This window comes from Gordonia hirsuta DSM 44140 = NBRC 16056, from assembly GCF_000333015.1.
In the GTDB taxonomy this organism is placed as follows: domain Bacteria; phylum Actinomycetota; class Actinomycetes; order Mycobacteriales; family Mycobacteriaceae; genus Gordonia; species Gordonia hirsuta.
Genome location: NZ_BANT01000028.1, coordinates 1 through 17687 on the forward strand (window position 1 = coordinate 1; position 17687 = coordinate 17687).

The 17687-nt window shown below is 68.3% G+C and carries 16 protein-coding genes; 6 read left to right on the top strand and 10 right to left on the bottom strand.

Translation table 11 applies throughout. The annotated features are described in order from the left end of the window. The coding region (locus GOHSU_RS10665; protein WP_005941098.1) for an LCP family protein at positions 1 to 1850 on the top strand (1850 nt) is incomplete at its 5' end. A gap of 65 nt (positions 1851 to 1915) precedes the next feature. After that, the gene (gene phoU, locus GOHSU_RS10670) at positions 1916 to 2578 is read left to right on the top strand and encodes a phosphate signaling complex protein PhoU (protein WP_024332915.1); all 663 of its coding nucleotides are present in this window, start codon (positions 1916 to 1918) and stop codon (positions 2576 to 2578) included. Positions 2579 to 2663: 85 nt separating this feature from the next. Here the strand turns inward: phoU and pstB are convergent, their stop codons facing one another. The 6 genes from pstB to GOHSU_RS10700 form a co-directional block, all read right to left on the bottom strand. Further along, positions 2664 to 3440, bottom strand: a complete 777-nt coding sequence (pstB, locus tag GOHSU_RS10675; RefSeq protein WP_005941102.1) for a phosphate ABC transporter ATP-binding protein PstB — start codon at positions 3438 to 3440, stop codon at positions 2664 to 2666. A 2-nt stretch (positions 3441 to 3442) separates the two neighbouring features. Next, positions 3443 to 4327 (bottom strand): phosphate ABC transporter permease PstA, encoded by an 885-nt coding sequence (gene pstA / locus GOHSU_RS10680; RefSeq protein WP_024332916.1) that lies wholly within the window; start codon positions 4325 to 4327, stop codon positions 3443 to 3445. Position 4328: 1 nt separating this feature from the next. Further along, positions 4329 to 5342 carry a phosphate ABC transporter permease subunit PstC gene (pstC, locus tag GOHSU_RS10685; RefSeq protein WP_029760085.1) on the bottom strand — a complete coding sequence of 338 codons (1014 nt, stop codon included), beginning with the start codon at positions 5340 to 5342 and terminating at the stop codon, positions 4329 to 4331. Positions 5343 to 5365: 23 nt separating this feature from the next. After that, positions 5366 to 6412 (bottom strand): phosphate ABC transporter substrate-binding protein PstS, encoded by a 1047-nt coding sequence (pstS, locus tag GOHSU_RS10690; RefSeq protein ID WP_024332917.1) that lies wholly within the window; start codon positions 6410 to 6412, stop codon positions 5366 to 5368. 200 nt (positions 6413 to 6612) lie between these two features. Beyond that, complete coding sequence (gene mshD, locus GOHSU_RS10695) at positions 6613 to 7533, bottom strand: mycothiol synthase (protein WP_005941111.1); 921 nt, start codon at positions 7531 to 7533, stop codon at positions 6613 to 6615. Beyond that, positions 7530 to 8288 carry a winged helix-turn-helix transcriptional regulator gene (locus GOHSU_RS10700; protein WP_024332918.1) on the bottom strand — a complete coding sequence of 253 codons (759 nt, stop codon included), beginning with the start codon at positions 8286 to 8288 and terminating at the stop codon, positions 7530 to 7532. The genes mshD and GOHSU_RS10700 overlap by 4 nt, the downstream gene beginning before the upstream one ends. An 88-nt stretch (positions 8289 to 8376) precedes the next feature. Between GOHSU_RS10700 and GOHSU_RS10705 the strand changes: the two genes are divergently transcribed. The 4 genes from GOHSU_RS10705 (at position 8377) to GOHSU_RS10725 (ending at position 11406) form a co-directional block, all read left to right on the top strand. Beyond that, a complete protein-coding gene (locus tag GOHSU_RS10705; protein WP_005941117.1) occupies positions 8377 to 9258 on the top strand; it encodes an LmeA family phospholipid-binding protein in 882 nt (293 codons plus the stop codon). Between the two features lie 75 nt (positions 9259 to 9333). Then, the gene (locus GOHSU_RS10710) at positions 9334 to 10161 is read left to right on the top strand and encodes a sulfurtransferase (RefSeq protein ID WP_005941121.1); all 828 of its coding nucleotides are present in this window, start codon (positions 9334 to 9336) and stop codon (positions 10159 to 10161) included. A 44-nt stretch (positions 10162 to 10205) separates the two neighbouring features. After that, complete coding sequence (locus GOHSU_RS10715; RefSeq protein WP_005941124.1) at positions 10206 to 10511, top strand: DUF1416 domain-containing protein; 306 nt, start codon at positions 10206 to 10208, stop codon at positions 10509 to 10511. Positions 10512 to 10788: 277 nt separating this feature from the next. Then, the gene (locus tag GOHSU_RS10725) at positions 10789 to 11406 is read left to right on the top strand and encodes a heme-binding beta-barrel domain-containing protein (protein WP_005941127.1); all 618 of its coding nucleotides are present in this window, start codon (positions 10789 to 10791) and stop codon (positions 11404 to 11406) included. 28 nt (positions 11407 to 11434) lie between these two features. Here GOHSU_RS10725 and cydC read toward each other — a convergent pair whose 3' ends face one another. Genes cydC through GOHSU_RS10745 form a run of 4 tightly spaced genes read right to left on the bottom strand, consistent with a single transcriptional unit; the run spans position 11435 to position 17592 of the window. Further along, complete coding sequence (gene cydC, locus GOHSU_RS10730) at positions 11435 to 13135, bottom strand: thiol reductant ABC exporter subunit CydC (protein ID WP_005941129.1); 1701 nt, start codon at positions 13133 to 13135, stop codon at positions 11435 to 11437. Beyond that, positions 13125 to 14888, bottom strand: a complete 1764-nt coding sequence (cydD, locus tag GOHSU_RS10735) for a thiol reductant ABC exporter subunit CydD (RefSeq protein ID WP_005941133.1) — start codon at positions 14886 to 14888, stop codon at positions 13125 to 13127. The genes cydC and cydD overlap by 11 nt, the downstream gene beginning before the upstream one ends. Positions 14889 to 14891: 3 nt before the next feature. After that, positions 14892 to 15971: a cytochrome d ubiquinol oxidase subunit II gene (gene cydB, locus GOHSU_RS10740; RefSeq protein WP_005941136.1), complete on the bottom strand. Its 1080-nt coding sequence runs from the start codon at positions 15969 to 15971 to the stop codon at positions 14892 to 14894. Between the two features lie 16 nt (positions 15972 to 15987). Next, positions 15988 to 17592: a cytochrome ubiquinol oxidase subunit I gene (locus GOHSU_RS10745; protein ID WP_005941140.1), complete on the bottom strand. Its 1605-nt coding sequence runs from the start codon at positions 17590 to 17592 to the stop codon at positions 15988 to 15990. Between the last annotated feature and the right edge of the window lie 95 nt (positions 17593 to 17687).

A 17687-nucleotide genomic window follows, 5' to 3' on the forward strand; every position in this document is an offset into this window, starting at 1 on the left:
GCGACAGTCAGCCCGCTGCCACCGGCGAGGTCACTCAGGCCTTGCCCCCGGTCGTCGAACCCGCTGCGCCGGTGGACCTGTCCGAGAGCGCCACGCAGCGGCGCGCGACGCTGGAATCGCGCGGTCAGGCGAGCCCGGCCGAACCTGCTGCCGCCGAGTCCGCCCCGGCGGACCCGGCCGTATCCGATGAGGCTTCCGGCGAGAGCCGCAGCGGCCTGCTGCGCCGGCGTCGTCGCCCCCTGGAACCGACTCCCAATCTCACCGCCGCCTTTGAGAAGGTGCGCGCCGCCCGCCGCCGTCCGGCACTCGAGCACTCCCGGCAGCGCGCCACCGTGGCCCGATACACCGGTCGGGTGCTGCTCGCGCTCTCGTGCACGCTGGTGCTCGTCGGCACCGGCTACATGTGGAACACCAAGCGCGGCTGGGACGGCAGCTGGAACACCACCGCGGCCATCGACACCAACGATCCCAACATCCGCAACAAGGGTGCCCAGTTCGGCGATGAGACGTATCTGATCGTCGGGACCGACAGCCGGGCCGGCAAGAACGCCAAGATCGGCGGCGGGGACGCCGACACCATCGAGGGTGCCCGCGCCGACACCATCCTGCTGGTGAACATCCCCGCCGACCGCAGCCGGGTGGTCGCGGTGTCGTGGCCGCGTGACCTGCAGGTGGACCGGCCCGAGTGCCAGCAATGGGATGCCGAGACCGGGGAATACGGGGAAGATCTGTATCCGGCCGTCGGCGTCAAACTCAACGGTGTCTACGCCGCAGGCGGGCCGTCGTGCATGGTCAGAACGCTCACCCAGATGAGCGGCCTGAACATCAATCACTTCATCGCCATGGACTTCGAGGGCTTCGAGAAGGTCGTCAATGCGATCGGCGGGGTCAACGTCTGCTCCACCGTCCCGCTGTACGACTACGAGCTCGGCTACATCCTGCGCCGTCCGGGCACCAAGAAGCTGACCGGCAAGCGCGCCCTGAACTATGTGCGCGCCCGCAACATCTCGGTGGAGGGCAACGGCGACTACGGGCGCATCAAACGTCAGCAGCTGTTCATGTCTTCGCTGCTGCGTTCGACGCTGTCCAGCGATGTGCTGTCGAATCCGTCGAAACTGAACCGCATCGTCAGCACGTTCATCGAGTACTCGACGGTCGACGGCGTCGACACCGACTCGCTGATCGAGCTGGCCAACTCCATGGAGGGTGTGGACGCCGGCCGGGTCACCTTCCTGACGATCCCGACCAGCGGCACCTCGATGGACGGGGAGAACAACGAGATCCCGCGCACCGAGGACATCGACGCGATCTTCGATGCGATCATCGACGACAAACCGCTGCCGGGCGAGAAGAAGGAACAGCCCGCCGCCAAGCCCAGCGGCACCCCCGGCAGTGCCGCACGCACCACCAAGACCGCCACCGCCGGTCAGACCGATGCCACCGCCCAGTACCCGGGCAACATCACCGTGCGTGTCCTGAACGGTTCCGGGGAACCCGGTGCGGCCACCGCAGTGATGAACCGGCTGATCGCCGAGGGCATCAACGTGCCTGGCGTCGCCGACGCCTCCAAACGACGCGAGGACACCGTCGTGCGCTACGGATCCGGCGAGAAGGACAGCGCGGCCACCATCGCCAAGATGTTCCCCGGTGCGCGCATCCAGGAGGACCGCACGGTCAAGGCGGGCGTGGAAGTGATCCTCGGCTCCCAGTTCCAGGGCGTCTCGACGGTCGCCTCGCCGCCGGCCCCCGGTAGCACCGTCACCGTCGGGCAACTGCCGCTGGCCAACACCAACAGCGACCTGCCCAACGATCTGTCGGTGACCAACGCCGGCGACACCACCTGCTCCTGAGCTGTTCACGCGGCCGTCACCCGCTGGTCGGTCGATACCGGGCCGGCGGACGTAGCATAGTGCGCATGCGGGATGCCTATCGAGAGCAGATGGACGCGTTGAACGCCCTGCTCGGCGAGATGTGTGACACCGTCGGCGCCGAGATGGAACGGGCCACCCAGGCTCTCCTGGAAGCCGACCTCGAGCTCGCCGAACAGGTGATCACCGACCACGATCAGCTCGCCGAACGGTCCGCCGAGGCCGAGGAGCTGGCCTTCGAGCTGCTGGCGCTGCAGGCTCCGGTCGCCGGTGACCTGCGCAGCGTCGTCGGCGGTTTTCAGCTGGTCTCCGAGATCGACCGGATGGGCGCCCTGGCGCTGCACGTGGCCAAGGTCGCCCGCCGCCGCCATCCGTCCCGCGTCCTGCCCGAGGAGGTGGCCGGCTACTTCGTCGAGATGGGCCGGCTGGCGGTGGAACTGGCGCGCAACGCCCACCAGGTACTCGAGAGCCAGGACTACGAGGATGCCCTGTCTCTGATGGAAGACGACGATGCGATGGACGATCTTCACCGGCATCTGTTCACCGTCATGATGGACCGGGACTGGGAGCACGGTGTCGCCTCGGCCGTCGATGTGACGCTGCTGGGCCGCTACTACGAGCGCTACGCCGACCACGCGGTCTCCATCGCCCGCCGCGTGGTCTTCCAGGCCACCGGCAAGACCCCCGAACAGCTCAAAGAAGCCGGCTGATCCCGGCCCGGTCCCCGACCGGCCTACCGATGCAGAAGGCCTCGACGGTGATCCGTCGAGGCCTTCGCCTTCGCCCTGCGGGCCGCTAGCCGAAGCGGCCCGAGATGTAGTCCTCGGTCTGCGTGCAGGTCGGGTTGGCGAAGATCTCCGCCGTCGGTCCGACCTCCACCAGTTCGCCCGGCTGACCGGTCGCGGCCAGGTTGAAAAACGCCGTCTGGTCGCTCACCCGGGCCGCCTGCTGCATGTTGTGGGTGACGATGACAATCGTGTACTGCTGCTTCAGCTCGGTCATCAAGTCCTCGATCGCCAGCGTGGAGATCGGGTCCAGCGCCGAACACGGCTCGTCCATGAGCAGGACCTGCGGGGCCACCGCGATGGCGCGGGCGATGCACAGGCGCTGCTGCTGGCCGCCGGAGAGGGCGCCGCCGGGCTTGTTCAGCCGGTCCTTCACCTCGTCCCACAGGTTCGCTCCACGCAGGCTGGTCTCGGCGACCTCGTCCAGCCGGGCCTTATCGCGCACCCCGGCCAGTTTCAGCCCGGCCACCACGTTGTCGCGGATCGACATCGTCGGAAACGGATTCGGGCGCTGAAAAACCATGCCGACGGTGGTGCGCACACCGACCGGATCGACGCCCTTGCCGTACAGGTCCAGATCGTCCAGCAGCACGGTGCCGGTCGACCGGGCCCCCGGTGTCACCTCGTGCATCCGGTTGAGTGTGCGCAGTACCGTCGACTTCCCACACCCGGACGGGCCGATGAACGCGGTCACCGTCTGCGGTGGAATCGTCAGGGAGACGTCCTTGACCGCGTGGAAGTCGCCGTAGTAGATGTTCAGGTCGGACAGGGTCAGGCTCTTGGCCACGATCAGCCTCTTTCGGTCTTGATTCGGGAGCGCCGCGCCAGCAACCGCGCGGCCAGATAGACGATCGCCACCACGATGACGAGCGTGAGAGCGGCACCCCAGACCAGGTCGTAGCCGGAGGGGCCCGCGTTGTAGTTCTGCAGCATCATCAGCGGCAGCGACTGCTGATTGCCGTCGAACGGATTGATGTTCATCGCCCGGGTCGATCCCACCAGGATCAGCACCGGAGCCGACTCGCCCATCACGCGGGCGATCGACAGCATGACGCCGGTGATGATGCCGCCCATCGCGGTCGGCAGCACCACCTGCAGAATCGTCTTCCACTTGGGAACACCGAGCGCATAGGAGGCTTCCCGCAGCTCGTTCGGCACAATCTTGAGCATCTCTTCGGTCGAACGCACCACCAGCGGCACCATCAGCAGCACCAGTGCCAGCGCCACGGCGAAACCCGATCGCGGCAGATCCAGCGTGGTCCGCCAGACGGCGAAGACGAACAGCGCCGCCACGATCGAGGGCACCCCGGCCAGCACGTCCACCATGAAGGTGGTGATCCGCACCAGCCGGGAGCGGCGGTCGGCGTATTCGACCAGGAAGACCGCCACCGCGATGCCCAGCGGCACCGACACCACGCTGGCCAGCAGGGTCTGGATCAGGGTGCCGACGATGGCGTTGGCGGCTCCGCCGTACCGCTCGGACGCGGTCCACCATCCCGGATCGAGGATCGGGCCGATCCCCCGGGACACCAGCGTCCACACCAGCCAGCCCAGCGGCAGCACCGCCAGCACCACCGCCGCGACCACCGCGATGCGGACGGCCGCATCCACGATCCGGCGGCGCGGCGAGGCGGTGCGCAGGACCGGCCCGGCCGGCCTCGTCATCGTCGTCATATCAGGTTCCCCTTCGGGTGATCACCGAACGCGCGGCGGCGTTGACGATGAAGGTGAGGATGAAGAGCACCAGACCGGCCGAGATGTAGGCGCCGGTCTTGGCCGGGCTGTCGAATTCGGCGGCGTTGTTCGCGATCACCGTCGCGAAGGTCTGTCCGCTCTCCATCAGGTTGAAGTCGATCGGTCCGACGGTCGAGATGATCAGCAGCAGCGCCATCGTCTCGCCCAGGGCGCGGCCCAGCCCCAGCATCGAACCGCTGAGGTAGCCGGAGAAACCAAACGGCAGCACCGCGGTGCGCACCACCTCCCAGCGAGTGGCGCCCAGCGCCAGCGCGGCCTCCCGCTGCGCCGGCGGAGTCTTAGCGAAGACCTCGCGGGTGACGGCGGTGATCACCGGCAGAATCATCACCGCCAGCACGATGCCCGCGGTGAGCAGGGTGCCGCCGGTGGACATGTTCGCCGCATTCTGTGGCGGCTGGAAGAACGGCAGCCAGCCCAGATCATCCACCAGCCAGCGGTTGACGCCCACCAGCGCCGGCCCCAGCACCAGAATCCCCCACAGGCCGTAGACGATCGACGGCACCGCCGCCAGCAGGTCGACCAGGTAAGTGATCGGCCGGGCCAGACGCGGTGGCGCGTATTCGGTGACGAACAGCGCGATCCCCAGCGCCACCGGCATGGCGATGAGCAGTGCGATCACCGAGACCACCACCGTGGCGTAGAACTGCGCCGGGATACCGAATTTCAGATCCGGTCCCGACACCACCCAGGTTCCGGTGTAGGTGAAGAAGTTCTCGGTGTTCTTCGTCAGCGCCGGGATCGCCTGAATCAGCAGAAACAGGGCGATCAGGCCGATGGCGGCGGTGACCAGCAGACCCGAGCCGGTGGCCAGCGTCGCCATCATCCGGTCGCCGAAACGGGAGACCGTGGCCAGGCCGCGCGGTGAGCGTGGGCGCTCCTCCGGTGGCCGGTCCTGTGCAGGCCCGGCGTGGTCGCGGGCCGTCGGTGAGGTCATCAGCTGGGTCGGCGCCGGGGCGGTCACAGCGCGTCGATCGTGCCGCGCAGAGTCTGCGCATAGCCCTGCGGCAGGGGTACGAAGCCGAGCTCGGTCAGCCCGTCCTGTCCGCGGTCCAGGATGGTGGTGAACGACGACTTCATCGCCTCGGCCAGACCGGCCTCGGTGTAGCCGGCCGAGCACACCACCGAGTACGGCGTCAGCAGCAGCGGGTAGGCACCCTTCTCGGTCTGCGCGTACAGCGCATCGGTATCGACAACGAGGTCCTTGCTGCCCGGCTCGGCGAAGGTGATGTTCTCCAGGGCGGCAGCCGCCGAACGCGCGGTCAATTCGGTGGGCCCGGCGCCGAAGTCCAGGCGGGCCACCCCCAGCTGGTTCTCGGTGGCGAAGCCCCACTCGACGTAGGTCACCGCGCCGGGGGTCTTCTTGACGGTATCGCCGACACCGGTCGACTTGGCCGCCCCGGAGCCGCCGGCGCCCGCCCACTCCTTACTCGGCTGATACGGCCACTGTGCCGGCGCCGCACCGCGCAGATAGCGGGTGAAGTTGTCGGTGGTCCCCGACGAATCCGAGCGGTGTACCGGCACGACCGGGGTGTCCGGCAGCGTGACCCCCGGGTTGAGGGCGGCGATCTCGGGATCATTCCACCGGTCGATCTTGGAATCGAAGATCTTCGCCAGGACCGGTGCGTTCAGGGTCAGGTCGCTGACGCCGGGCAGGTGGTAGGCGATGGCCACCGGACCCACCACCAGGGGCAGGTGCCAGGCCGGGTTGCCGTTGCAGCGTTCGGTGGCAGCGGTCGCCTCCTGCGCCGACAGTGGTGAGTCGGTGCCGGCGAAGTCCACATCGCCGGACAGGAACTTCTTGATCCCGGCGCCCGAACCCGAACCGGTGTAGTCCAGGACGGCGCCGCCGTCGTCGGTGAGCACATCGGCGAAGTGCGTCATCGCCTTCTGCTGAGCCGTGGAGCCCTCACCGGTGATCACCGGACCGGAACCGGAGCCGCAGGCGGTCAGCAGCAGCCCGGCGGCCAGGGCGGCCGAGAGCGCGGAAACCGAGCGGACGCCGATCAGCCGGCGGCCGGGGGCAGAGACGCCGGACGGGGACGACGCATACGAGGACGACGGAGACGGGGAGGACGAGTGCGGGGATAACGGAGACATGCCGCGAAGTTATCCACGCCTGGTGGAGCCGAGGCGGCGGCAATGTGACCGGAAAGCGAACTCTGTCCGACTACCGGTTGGCCCCGACTACCGGTCGGCCCCTCTTGTTAGCGGTAGGCCACATCGATCGCGTACTGCTCGAAGCCGAGCCGGCGGTAAGTGGCCAGTGCCGCACTGTTGTCGCCCTCGACGTACAGCTCCACCTCGCCCAGACCGCGGTCGGCCAGATAGTGGAGTCCGGCCAGGGTCAGCAGCGACCCGAGTCCACGGCCCTGGGCCTGCGGATCCACGCCCACCACGTAGACCTCGCCCAGCGGCGCTGGGCCCTTCTCCCCCGCCGGATGCACCTTGGTCCAGTGAAAGCCCAGCAGTCGTTCGGAGTCGTCGGCGTCGAAGGCCAGGAACAGCCCGGCCGGATCGAACCAGTCCGCGCCGGTCCGATCGGCCATCTGCCGGGCCGACCAGCCGCCCTGTTCCGGATGCCAGTGGAAGGCGGCGTTGTTCACCCGCAGAATCTCGGGATCGTCGGCCGGTCCGGCATAGGTGCGCACCACGATGTCCGACCGTCGGGGCAACGGCGGCAGCCCGGCCCGCTGTCCGGGGGTCCGGACCAGCGGCCGGCGCAGCTGCAACAACTCCCGGACCTTGGTCAGACCCAGTGCCGCCGCCAGCTCGGTCGCCGCGTCCAGATCCCCGTGCGCCCAGACCTGCGGCGCACCGTCACCGGCCTGCCGCCCTTCGGCCAGGGCCGCCGCCAGCAGCCGGGAACCCTCGCCGGCGCCGCGGTGGGCCGGATCCACCACGGCCTCGATCGCCGCACCACCGGCCGGTGAGACGACGACACCGGCATAGCCGTGGCCGGTGAGCACATGCCGCGAGTCGGGGGCGGTCAGCGCCAGCCGGAACTGCTCGGACAGCGGGGCGACCCCGTCGGCGGCTTCGGCGGCGGCGATCAGCGCGCCGATCGACTCGGCGTCGGCCGGTTCGAGGGGTCCGTGGACGATGCGAGGTACAGCGGTATCGGTCACGCCTTCACGGTAGCGGTCCCCGCGTGCGCGGCAGCGGGATCGGGGGTCTGGCCGCTGCCGGACCGCGCCGGTGCCACCGGCTCCGCGCCGTCCCGGGGCCGCGGTGGGCGGACCGCCTTGTACCCCACATTGCGGACCGTACCGATCAGCGACTCGTGTTCGCTGCCCAGCTTCGCGCGCAGGCGGCGTACATGGACGTCGACGGTGCGGGTGCCGCCGAAGAAGTCGTAGCCCCACACCTCGTGCAGCAGTTGCGCCCGGGTGAACACCCGGCCGGCATTCTGCGCGAGGTATTTCAGCAGCTCGAACTCCTTGTAGGTCAGATCGATCGGCCGGCCCCGCAGCCGCACGGTGTAGGTGGCCTCGTCGATCACCAGCTCGCCCAGCGTCACCCGGTCGTCGGCCGGGTCTGCGCCCTGGCTACGTGCCATCAGCAGCCGCAGCCGCGCATCCAGTTCGGCCGGCCCGATCTGTGGCAGCAGGAAGTCGTCGATCCCCCAGTCCGCGGTCAGCGCCACCAGGCCGCCTTCGGTCAGCACCGCACCGACCCGCGAACCGCCGGTCTGCAGCAGTCGGCACAGAGCACGGGCGCCGGCCAGGTCCCGGCGGGCATCGACCAGGACCGCATCGGCATCGCCGACGTCGACCAGCGAGGAGGTTTCGGCCGGGGCGATCCGCACCCGGTGCGGTAACAGGGACAGGGAGCTCAGCACCGCGTCCGCGGTGGACTCATCGGTCAACAGCAACAGATCCACTACCACTCCCATCTCGAGGTGGCTCATATGTGGGCTGTCGATCGACGCTGGTCGCAGCACCAAGAACTCGAATGACAGAATAGCGGCAATGTCGACTCCATCCCGAATCTCCGGTGCCGCGCGGCTGCGTCGCGGGCTCGCCTGGTCGGCTGTCGCGGTGGCGATCGTGCTGGCGGCGGCGTTCCTGGCCGATCTGGTCATCGCCTCGCGCGCCGAGCATCGGCTGGCCCGGGCGGTGCTGGAATCACCGGCGGTGGTCTACGAGCCCGAGGTGATGCTCACCGCCTTCCCGTTCCTGCCGGCCGCCGGTTCCGGCGAGTTCGGTCTGGTGCACATCAGTGCGCGCGGCGTCCCGATCGGCGGCTGCGCGGACCGGGGTGCCTGCAGCGCCGATGTCGACGCCCGCCTGCACGATGCCCGCCTGGGGGATGTCTGGGACCTGACCGGCTCCACCCCGCTGGCATTCGAGCGGCTCACCGCCGAGACCCGGATCAACTCGGTCAATCTGGGCCGGCTGATGGGCATCGTCGACCTGTACATCAACACCCCGGCCCCCGTGGACAAGGTCGGTGGCGGCGGACCCGGCGATGGGCTGCTGGAGCGGACCGAAGGCATCCTGCTCAGCGGCACCGTCCCGTTCCCCGGCTCACCGGCCCGCGACGGCAAGTACCCGCCGTCGGCATCGGAGTACTCCTACCCCAAGGCGAAGGTGAGTGTGAGCGCACGTGTCGCCGTCGTCGACGGACGGGTGGTGATCGAGGCGACCGACTTCTACACCGGTCCCGAAGAGCACTTCGCCGACCCGGTGCCCGCGGAGTTTCGCTCACACGTACTTAAACTCTTCTCGGCGACGCTGCCGGATCTGCCTCTCGCCTGGGGAGTACCCGTGACCAGCGCATTGTCCCGCGGCAGCGATCTGATTCTGCTCGGTGAGCGTTCGGGCGGCACCGTCGAGGCGCGGGACTACTGACGCTCCGGCGGTACGTTCGGCTCAGTGAAGTTCCCGGCGGCAGCGGCGGGACGACAGAACCGAAAGGAACGCCACATGGCACGCACCGATGTGCTGGTCAGCGCCGACTGGGCTGAACAGAATCTGGACAACCCCGAGGTGGTCTTCGTCGAGGTCGACGAGGACACCTCGATCTACGACCTGAACCACATTCCCGGTGCGGTGCGCCTGGACTGGCGCAAGGATCTGCAGGATCCGGTGCGCCGGGACTTCCTGGACGCCGACGGCTTCGCGGCACTGCTGTCGCAGCGTGGCATCGGCAACGACGACATCGTCGTGCTCTACGGCGGCAACAACAACTGGTTCGCCGCCTACGCCTACTGGTACTTCAAGATCTACGGCCACAAGGACGTGCGCCTGCTCGACGGCGGCCGCAAGAAGTGGGAGCTCGACGGCCGCCCGCTGAACTCGGACACCGTCACCCGCGAGGCCACCACCTACGTCGCCGCCCCGGCCGATACCTCGATCCGCGCCTTCCGCGACGAGGTGGTCGAGTCGATCGGCCTCAAGAATCTGGTCGACGTGCGCAGCCCCGACGAGTTCAGCGGCAAGATCTCCGCTCCGGCGCACCTGCCGCAGGAGCAGGCGCAGCAGCGCGGCCACGTCCCCGGTGCGATCAACATCCCGTGGTCGGCCACCGCGAACGAGGACGGCACCTTCAAGAGCGACGACGCCCTCAACGCCCTCTACATCGAGAAGGGCTTCGACGACGCCAAGGAGACCATCGCCTACTGCCGTATCGGCGAGCGCTCGAGCCACACCTGGTTCGTGCTGCAGGAACTGCTGGGCAAGAAGAACGTCAAGAACTACGACGGCAGCTGGGTCGAATACGGCTCCCTGGTCGGTGTCCCCGTCGAGATCTGATCCCCGCGATCTGAATCTCCCGTGATCTGAGAGGAACTACAACCATGTGTGCAGCACCCAAGCAGGGGCAGACCATTCCGGCCGGCGTCGACGTCGAGAAGGAGACCGTGCTGACCGGACAGGTGGTCGACGCCGCCGGCACCCCGGTCCCCGGCGCCTTCGTCCGGCTGCTCGACCAGTCCGGCGAGTTCACCGCCGAGGTCGTGGCCTCGGCGACCGGCGACTTCCGATTCTTCGCCGCCCCGGGAACCTGGACGCTGCGGGCACTGAGCTCGCAGGGCAACGGCACCGCGACCGTCGCGCCGGAGGGCCCCGGCATCCACGGACAGGACGTGACCGTCGCACAGTGATACACCCGCCGACACCCCGCCTGGGTGCCGGCGATCCCCCAGCCTGGACCCCGGCTGCCGTTCGGCAGGCGGGGTCCGGTGCATCCGGGGGCCCGGACCGCGACGAACCGCGGTGAGTGGGATAGGCCATAACAGTGCTGACCGGAGCATGAATCGACACCGGCAGGGGGTATCATCGAGCCGTGGTCATCTTCTTTGAGGTTCTGCTGGGGCTCGCCTCGCTGCTGATCGTGTGGTGCGCCCTCTACATCATCTACCGTCTGGTCAACGACGAGTCATGACTCGCTCGGGCAACGAGGCCATCGCCGACGCCGAGCAGCGTGCTGCCGAGACCGCGGACAAGAACGTCCCGACGGTCGGCGATCTTCCGCTGCCCGTCGACACCGCGAATCTGCGGCTCGGCCCCGATCTGCACCCGGGACTGCTCGGCCTGCTGCCGCTGGTCGGCGTCTGGGAAGGGGACGGCGAAGGGCACAACCCGGTCTCCGGCGAGGATTACACCTTCGGCCAGCAGATCATCGTCTCCCATGACGGCGGCAACTATCTGTCCTGGCAGTCGCGGTCGTGGGTGACCGACGAGGACGGCGGATACCTCCGCCCGGATCTGCGCGAGTCCGGCTTCTGGCGGATCAGCGAGGACGACACCATCGAGCTGCTGCTCACCCACGCCGAAGGCTCCATCGAGCTGTACTACGGCCGCCCCCTCAATCAGACGTCGTGGAATCTGACCACCGACGTCACCATCCGGACCGAGACCGGTGCACACACCGGCGCGGCCAAGCGCCTGTACGGTCTGGTCCCCGACGGGGATCTGGCCTACGTCGAGGAGCGCCTGGATGCCGAGGGTGATCTGACCCCGCGGCTGTCTGCCAAGCTCCGCCGCGTCATCGGCTGAGCCTCCCCCGGCCCGGTCTGCCGGCTGTTCAGCCGGCGTCTTCTCCCAGACTCAGTAGACGGGCTCCGGCCGCCCCGGCGGCGACCGCATGCTGATGGGTCACCAGCACCACGATCCGGTCCGGACCGAACAGCGCCGTCTGGCCGCGCGAACAGATCCGTTCCAGGATCACCCGGGCATCCTCGATGTCCAGGTGTTCGGCGGGTTCGTCGAGCAGCACGATCGGTGCCGGATGCAGCAGGGCGCGCGCCAGCAGCAGCCGCCGGCGCTGCCCGCCCGACAGTGCCGCGCCGCCGCCGTGCAGATCGGTGTCCAGCCCCTCGGGCAGCCCGGCCACCCAGGGACTCAGGCCGACCCCGTCGAGGGCGGCCATGATCTGGCCGTCGGTCGCGGCCCCGCACGCCACCAGCAGATTCTCTCGCACCGAGGTCGAGAAGATGTGTGCTTCCTCGGCGAAATAGCAGGTCGCGGCCTCCAGATCCACGGCGTGGCCGTCGCGGTGGCGGGCGGTGATCTCCCCGTCCAGCGGTGCCAGCAGACCGGCGAGCGTCATCAGCAGCGTCGACTTCCCGCAACCGCTGCGTCCCACCACCACCAGCCGCTCACCCGGTTCCAGCAGCAGGTCCAGTCCGTCCGCGGGGCCGAGCCGGCGGTCCCAGCCCCACTGCAGTCCGCGGGCCGCCAGGGCGGTCGGTGCCGGATCGATCACCGGATCGGGGCGCGAGACCGTCGCCCCGGCGTCGTCGACCAGTCCCAGGACCCGGCGCGCCGCCTGCCGGCCGGCCTGCCAGGCGATCCCCGCCTCGGTCAACGATCCGGTCATCTCGAACGACGACAGGGGCAGCAGCACCAGCACACCGAACAGCATCGGGGTGAACCGGGTGTCCAGGGAGGAGACGTCCATCAGCGAGCCGGACAGGCCCGAGGCCAGGTCGACGGCGATCAGCGCGGCGGCCACCACGCTCACCCCGAGTGCCAGCGGTGTCGCCGAGGCCGCCGACACCTGCCAGGCCGCACCGGCGTCCGCGGTCTTGGTCACCCGGTCGTCGGCGGCCTGCAGGTCGCCCAGGACCGTCTGTCGCCGGCCGGCGACCACCAGTTCCGGTCCGTGCCACAGCAGCGCGGACGTCTCCTCGGCGACCTCCTCGCGGGCCCGGGCGCTGCGGTCGAGCACCAACGATGAGCCGTGTGCGGCCAGCCACGGCGCCAGGACCCCGCTGACCAGCAGGGCGATCGCCAGCACGACAGCGGCCAGCGGTGACACCACCGCCATGATCGCTACGGCCGCGATGCTGGTGACCGCACCGACCGCCATCGGGATCAGGCCGCGGATCATCGCGCTGCCGATGTCATCAACGTCATCGGCGGTGCGCGCCAGCAGCTGCGACTGCCGCAGCCCCACCGAGTACGCCGGCGAGCCGTCGGCCAGGGACCGGTAGATCCGGGTGCGGGCATTGGCCATCGTGTTGAACGCCGTATCGTGCGTGGCCAGCCGCTCCAGATAGCGGAACAGCGCCCGCGAGATACCCAGGGCGCGCACCGAGGTGACCGCCACCGCCAGGTAGAGCACCGGCGGCATCTGCCAGGCCCGGGTGATCAGCCAGGCCGACAGCGCCGCCAGTCCCAGCGCCGACAACGCGCCGGCCGCACCGAACAGCACCGAAACCACCAGCGGCCGCGTCCCCACGCCGAAGAAACGCAGGGCCCGGATCATCGGGTCACCGGACATCGACGGCCTCCCCTGCCTCGGGGACGGTCTCGTCCCGCGGTTCGGCCCCGGTGCCCGCCGCCAATTCGATCACCGCATCGCCACCGCCGACCGCCACCGGATGGTGTGCCACCATCACCACGGTCGCCCCGGCGTCGGCGCGGGCGGCGATGGCCGCGAGCACACTGTCTTCGCTGTCGGCGTCCAGGTGGGCGGTGGGTTCGTCCAGCAGCAGCAGCGGCGCGGCCGAGGCCAGCACCCGCGTGAGCGCCAGCCGCTGGCGTTGCCCCGCCGACAGACCCGCGCCACCGGCGCCCAGGACCGTCTCCATACCTCGCGGCATCTCGGCCAGCACCTGCGCGAATCCGGTTGCGTGGCAGGCCTGTTCCAGCAGGTCCGGTTCGGGGGCGCCGAACAGCTCCAGGTTCTCGCGCACCGTCCCCGGCAGCACCACCGGATGCTGGGGCAGCCAGGCGATCTGCGACCGATAGCGATCGAGATTCACTCGATTCAGATCCGCGCCCGCCACGCTCACCGTGCCGGCGTCGGGCCGCAACAGCCCCAGGACGACGGAGATCACCGATGACTTTCCGCTGCCGTTGGGTCCGGTCAGGACGGTAACCCGGCCGGGGCGCAGGGTCGCGGTGACCGCGCGCGGTGCCCATCCGTCGCGGCCGCGCACACCCACCTCCGCAAGAACGATCTCCGTTCCCGCGAGGTCGACGTCCACACCGTCGCCGTGCTCCGGACGGCCGCCCTGGGTCTGGTCGTCGCTTTCGATGAACGCCAGCACCTCCCGTGCGGCGGTCATCCCGTCTTCGGAGTTGTGGAACTGGGCGCCGACCGCACGCAGCGGCAGATACGCCTCGGGCGCCAGGATCAGGGCGAGCACACCGGCGTAGAGGGTCATCTCCCCGTGCACCAGCCGCAGGCCGATACTGACCGCCACCAGCGCCACACTCAAGGTGGCGATCAGCTCCAGGGCGGTCCCGGACAGGAAGGCCACGCGCAGCGCCGACATCGTGGTCTTGCGCAGTTTCTGGCCCAGGTTCTGCACCCGCTGGGCCGGTCCCTGTGCGCGCCCCAGTGCCCGCAGGGTCGGCAGCCCGGTGATCAGATCCATCAGCTGAGCGGTCTGATCGCTCATCGCCTCGAGTTTGCGCTCGGTGCGGTCCCGGGTCATCAACCCGATCAGGACCATGAATACCGGGATCAGCGGCAGCGTGCAGATGACGATGATCGCCGAGGTCAGATCCACCATGGCGATCACCACCACCACGACGGGGGTGATGATGGCCGTCGCCAGCAGCGCCGGCAGATAGCCTGCGAAATAGTCGACCAGGCTGTCGAGCCCACGCAGCAGTACTGTCAGCGCCCGTTCGCGCACGGTGAGCAGTTCCCGCGGACCGGTGTGTTGCGGATCGCTGAGCCGATCCACTGCCCGCAGCCGCAGCTCGCCGATGGTGGCGTAGGCGGCCCGGTGCGCATACCGTCCGGCCAGGTAGCCCAGGGCCACACGCACCGCCATCGCCGCCACCAGCACCCACAGATGCAGTGACTGTGCGGCCAGACTGCGTCGTTCCGGATCAGTGATCAGCTCCGCCAGCAGCCCGGCCAGGGCGAAGGCGGCGACCACCGTGGCCACCACCGTCGCGGCCTGGAACACCGCCGTGAAGATCACGTACCAGCGCGCCGACGGCGAATACTTCAGCAGCCGAGGATCCAGCGGGGGCCTGCGCTGGTCGTCGTACCCCTCCGCCGGATCCTCAGCCACGAGTCACTTGCCGGTCTGCACCGAATCCGGGTCCGTCAGCGAGAGCCCGGCCGGGGTGTCCGGCACGTCCTCGATCGACAGCCGCTTGCGGAAGACCCAGTAACTCCATGCCTGGTACATCACCACGATCGGCGTGATCAGGCCAGCCGCCCAGGTCATCACCATCAGGGTGTACTCGCTGGAGGAGCTGTTGACGATCGTCAGCCCCTGATCGGAGCCCAGCGTGGACGGCATGACGTACGGGTACAGGCTGCCGAACAGCAGGACCACCGTGGAGACGATCGCGATCGCGGTGCCCAGGAAGGCCAGGCCCTCCTTCTCCTTGTTGGTCGCATAGACCACCACCAGCGCAGCCGCGGCGCCGATCGCCACGATCGCCCAGGTCCAGGTCTTGCCGTAGGCCAACTGCGTCCACACCAGGAAGGTGCCGGCGATCACCAGCATGGCCAGCGACAGACTCGCTGCGGTCTTCACCGCGTCCTGGCGCATCTGGCCCTTGGTCTTCAGAGCGATGAAGATCGCACCGTGGGTCAGGAACACGACCAGGGTGGTCAGACCGCCGACGATCGCGTACGGATTCAGCAGGTTCCAGAACCCGCCGGTGTAGACGTGGTTCGGATCGCGGAACTCGATCGGGACACCGCGCACGATGTTCGCGAAGGCCACACCCCACAAGATGGCCGGCACCCACGAGCCGATACCGATACCGACGTCGCACCAGCGACGCCACTTCACGTCGCTGATCTTGCCGCGCCATTCGATCGCGACGACCCGGACGATCAGGGCCAGCAGGATCAGGAACAGCGGCAGATAGAAACCGGAGAACATGGTGGCGTACCAGCCGCCGAAGGCCGCGAACAGTGCACCGCCGGCGGTCAGCAGCCACACCTCGTTCCCGTCCCAGACCGGACCGATGGTGTTGATGATCAGACGACGACGCTTGTCACCGTCGGGTTCGGACCGTTTGCCCAGGAAGGGCAGCAGCATGCCGACACCGAAGTCGAAGCCCTCGAGCACGAAGTACCCGGTGAACAGGACTGCGATCAGGACGAACCAGACGATCTGCAGAGTAGTGGGATTCATATCAGCTCACCCTTCTCTAGTAAGCGAAGGAGAGCTTGTCGCTCTCGTCGTCGTCGGTGGTTTCGGCGTCCGGATCAGCAGGAGCCTCGGGGCCCTCGAGCACGTAGCGGCGTTCGATCAGGAACCAGGCCACCCCCAGTGCGGCGTAGAGCAGCGTGAAGATGATCAGCGAGGTCCAGACCAGTCCGGAACTGTTGAACGAGACACCGTCCTGCACCAGCATGTTGATCTTGAACGGATCGGCCTCGTCGGGGTTGGCCCAGTTGGGGGCGACGACCCACGGCTGACGGCCCATCTCGGTGAAGATCCAACCCGAGGCGTTCGCCAGGAACGGCGTCGGCAGCATCCACAGGGCGAGCACCGCGAACTTGCGGGGCACCACCAGTCCGCCGCCGGGCCGCTTCTTACGCAGCAGCCACAGGCCGCCGAAGGCGACGATCACCGAGCCCAGCGCCCAGGTGATCATGGCGCGGAAGCTCCAGTAGGTGACGAACAAGTTCGGGGCGAAGTTCTGCCCGGCCGGGAACGCGGAGCTCTCAGCGACGGTGCGCGCCAGCCGGCCCTCTTCGCGTGCCTTGGCGAAGTCCCGCTCGTACTGCGCCTGCAGTTCCTCCACACCCTGCACACGACTGTCGAAGGTGTGATCGGCCAGGAACGAGAGCATGTTCGGGATGACGATGATGTGGTTGATGTGATCGCAGTTGTTCTGCGTACCGATACTCAGCACCGAGAAGCCGGCGCCATCCGCAGACTCACACAGCGATTCGGCGGCGGCCATCTTCATCGGCTGCTGCTTGAACATCAGCTGCGCCTGGGCGTCACCGGTGATGAACAGACCGATACCCGAGGCGATGGTCATCCACAGGGCGAACAAGGCGACCGGGCGCCACAGCTTGCGGTTGTCGTCCATCAGCTGTTCGGCGCTGGCACCGAGCTGGCTGGGTGCGGTGGTGACCGGTGCGGTACCGGCCTCCAGCTTCTTGGCGCGGATGCTGTTGCGGGCCATCCAGTACAGGCAGACCACCGCCACCACGGTCGCCGCGGTCAGCCAGGCACCCAGGATCACGTGGGGGAAGGCCAGCAGTGTCGTGTTGTTAGTCAGCACCTCGACGATGGAGGTCATCTGGGGGCGCTGCAGCTCCTCGCTCCACTCCACACCGACCGGATGCTGCATGAACGAGTTGGCGGCGATGATGAAGTACGCCGAGGCGGTGACACCGATCGCCACAAGCCAGATCGTGGCCAGGTGAAGCGTTTTGTTCAGTCGCTGCCAGCCGAAGAACCACAGACCCAGGAAGGTCGACTCCAGGAAGAAGGCGAGCAGGCCTTCCAGCGCCAATGGTGCACCGAAGACGTCGGCGACGAACCGGCTGTACTGACTCCAGTTCATGCCGAACTGGAACTCCTGGACGATGCCGGTGGCCACGCCGAGGGCGAAGTTGATCAGGAACAGCTTCCCGAAGAACTTGGTGGCCCGCAGCCACGCCTCGTTACCGGTCTTCCACCAGACGGTCTGCATGATCGCGATCATCGGCGCGAGGCCGATCGTCAGCGGCACCAGGATGAAGTGATACACGGTGGTGATGCCGAACTGCCACCGCGATATGTCGACCACGTTCACGCGGGTCTTCCTTCCAGCCAGGTCGGCGAGCGGGGCTGCCGCTCACGACATCGGTGCACCCTGCGGACCCGAGCAGCCGCAGTGAGGGTGGAACT

What these genes read in the sequence shown, in the direction of transcription:
- GOHSU_RS10715 (WP_005941124.1), top strand. Translation starts at nt 10,206, where the DNA reads ATGTGTGCAGCACCCAAGCAGGGGCAGACCATTCCGGCCGGCGTCGAC.
- cydB (WP_005941136.1), bottom strand. Translation starts at nt 15,971, where the DNA reads ATGAATCCCACTACTCTGCAGATCGTCTGGTTCGTCCTGATCGCAGTC.
- pstA (WP_024332916.1), bottom strand. Translation starts at nt 4,327, where the DNA reads ATGACGACGATGACGAGGCCGGCCGGGCCGGTCCTGCGCACCGCCTCG.
- GOHSU_RS10725 (WP_005941127.1), top strand. Translation starts at nt 10,789, where the DNA reads ATGACTCGCTCGGGCAACGAGGCCATCGCCGACGCCGAGCAGCGTGCT.
- cydC (WP_005941129.1), bottom strand. Translation starts at nt 13,135, where the DNA reads ATGTCCGGTGACCCGATGATCCGGGCCCTGCGTTTCTTCGGCGTGGGG.
- phoU (WP_024332915.1), top strand. Translation starts at nt 1,916, where the DNA reads ATGCGGGATGCCTATCGAGAGCAGATGGACGCGTTGAACGCCCTGCTC.
- GOHSU_RS10710 (WP_005941121.1), top strand. Translation starts at nt 9,334, where the DNA reads ATGGCACGCACCGATGTGCTGGTCAGCGCCGACTGGGCTGAACAGAAT.
- GOHSU_RS10705 (WP_005941117.1), top strand. Translation starts at nt 8,377, where the DNA reads ATGTCGACTCCATCCCGAATCTCCGGTGCCGCGCGGCTGCGTCGCGGG.
- pstC (WP_029760085.1), bottom strand. Translation starts at nt 5,342, where the DNA reads ATGACCTCACCGACGGCCCGCGACCACGCCGGGCCTGCACAGGACCGG.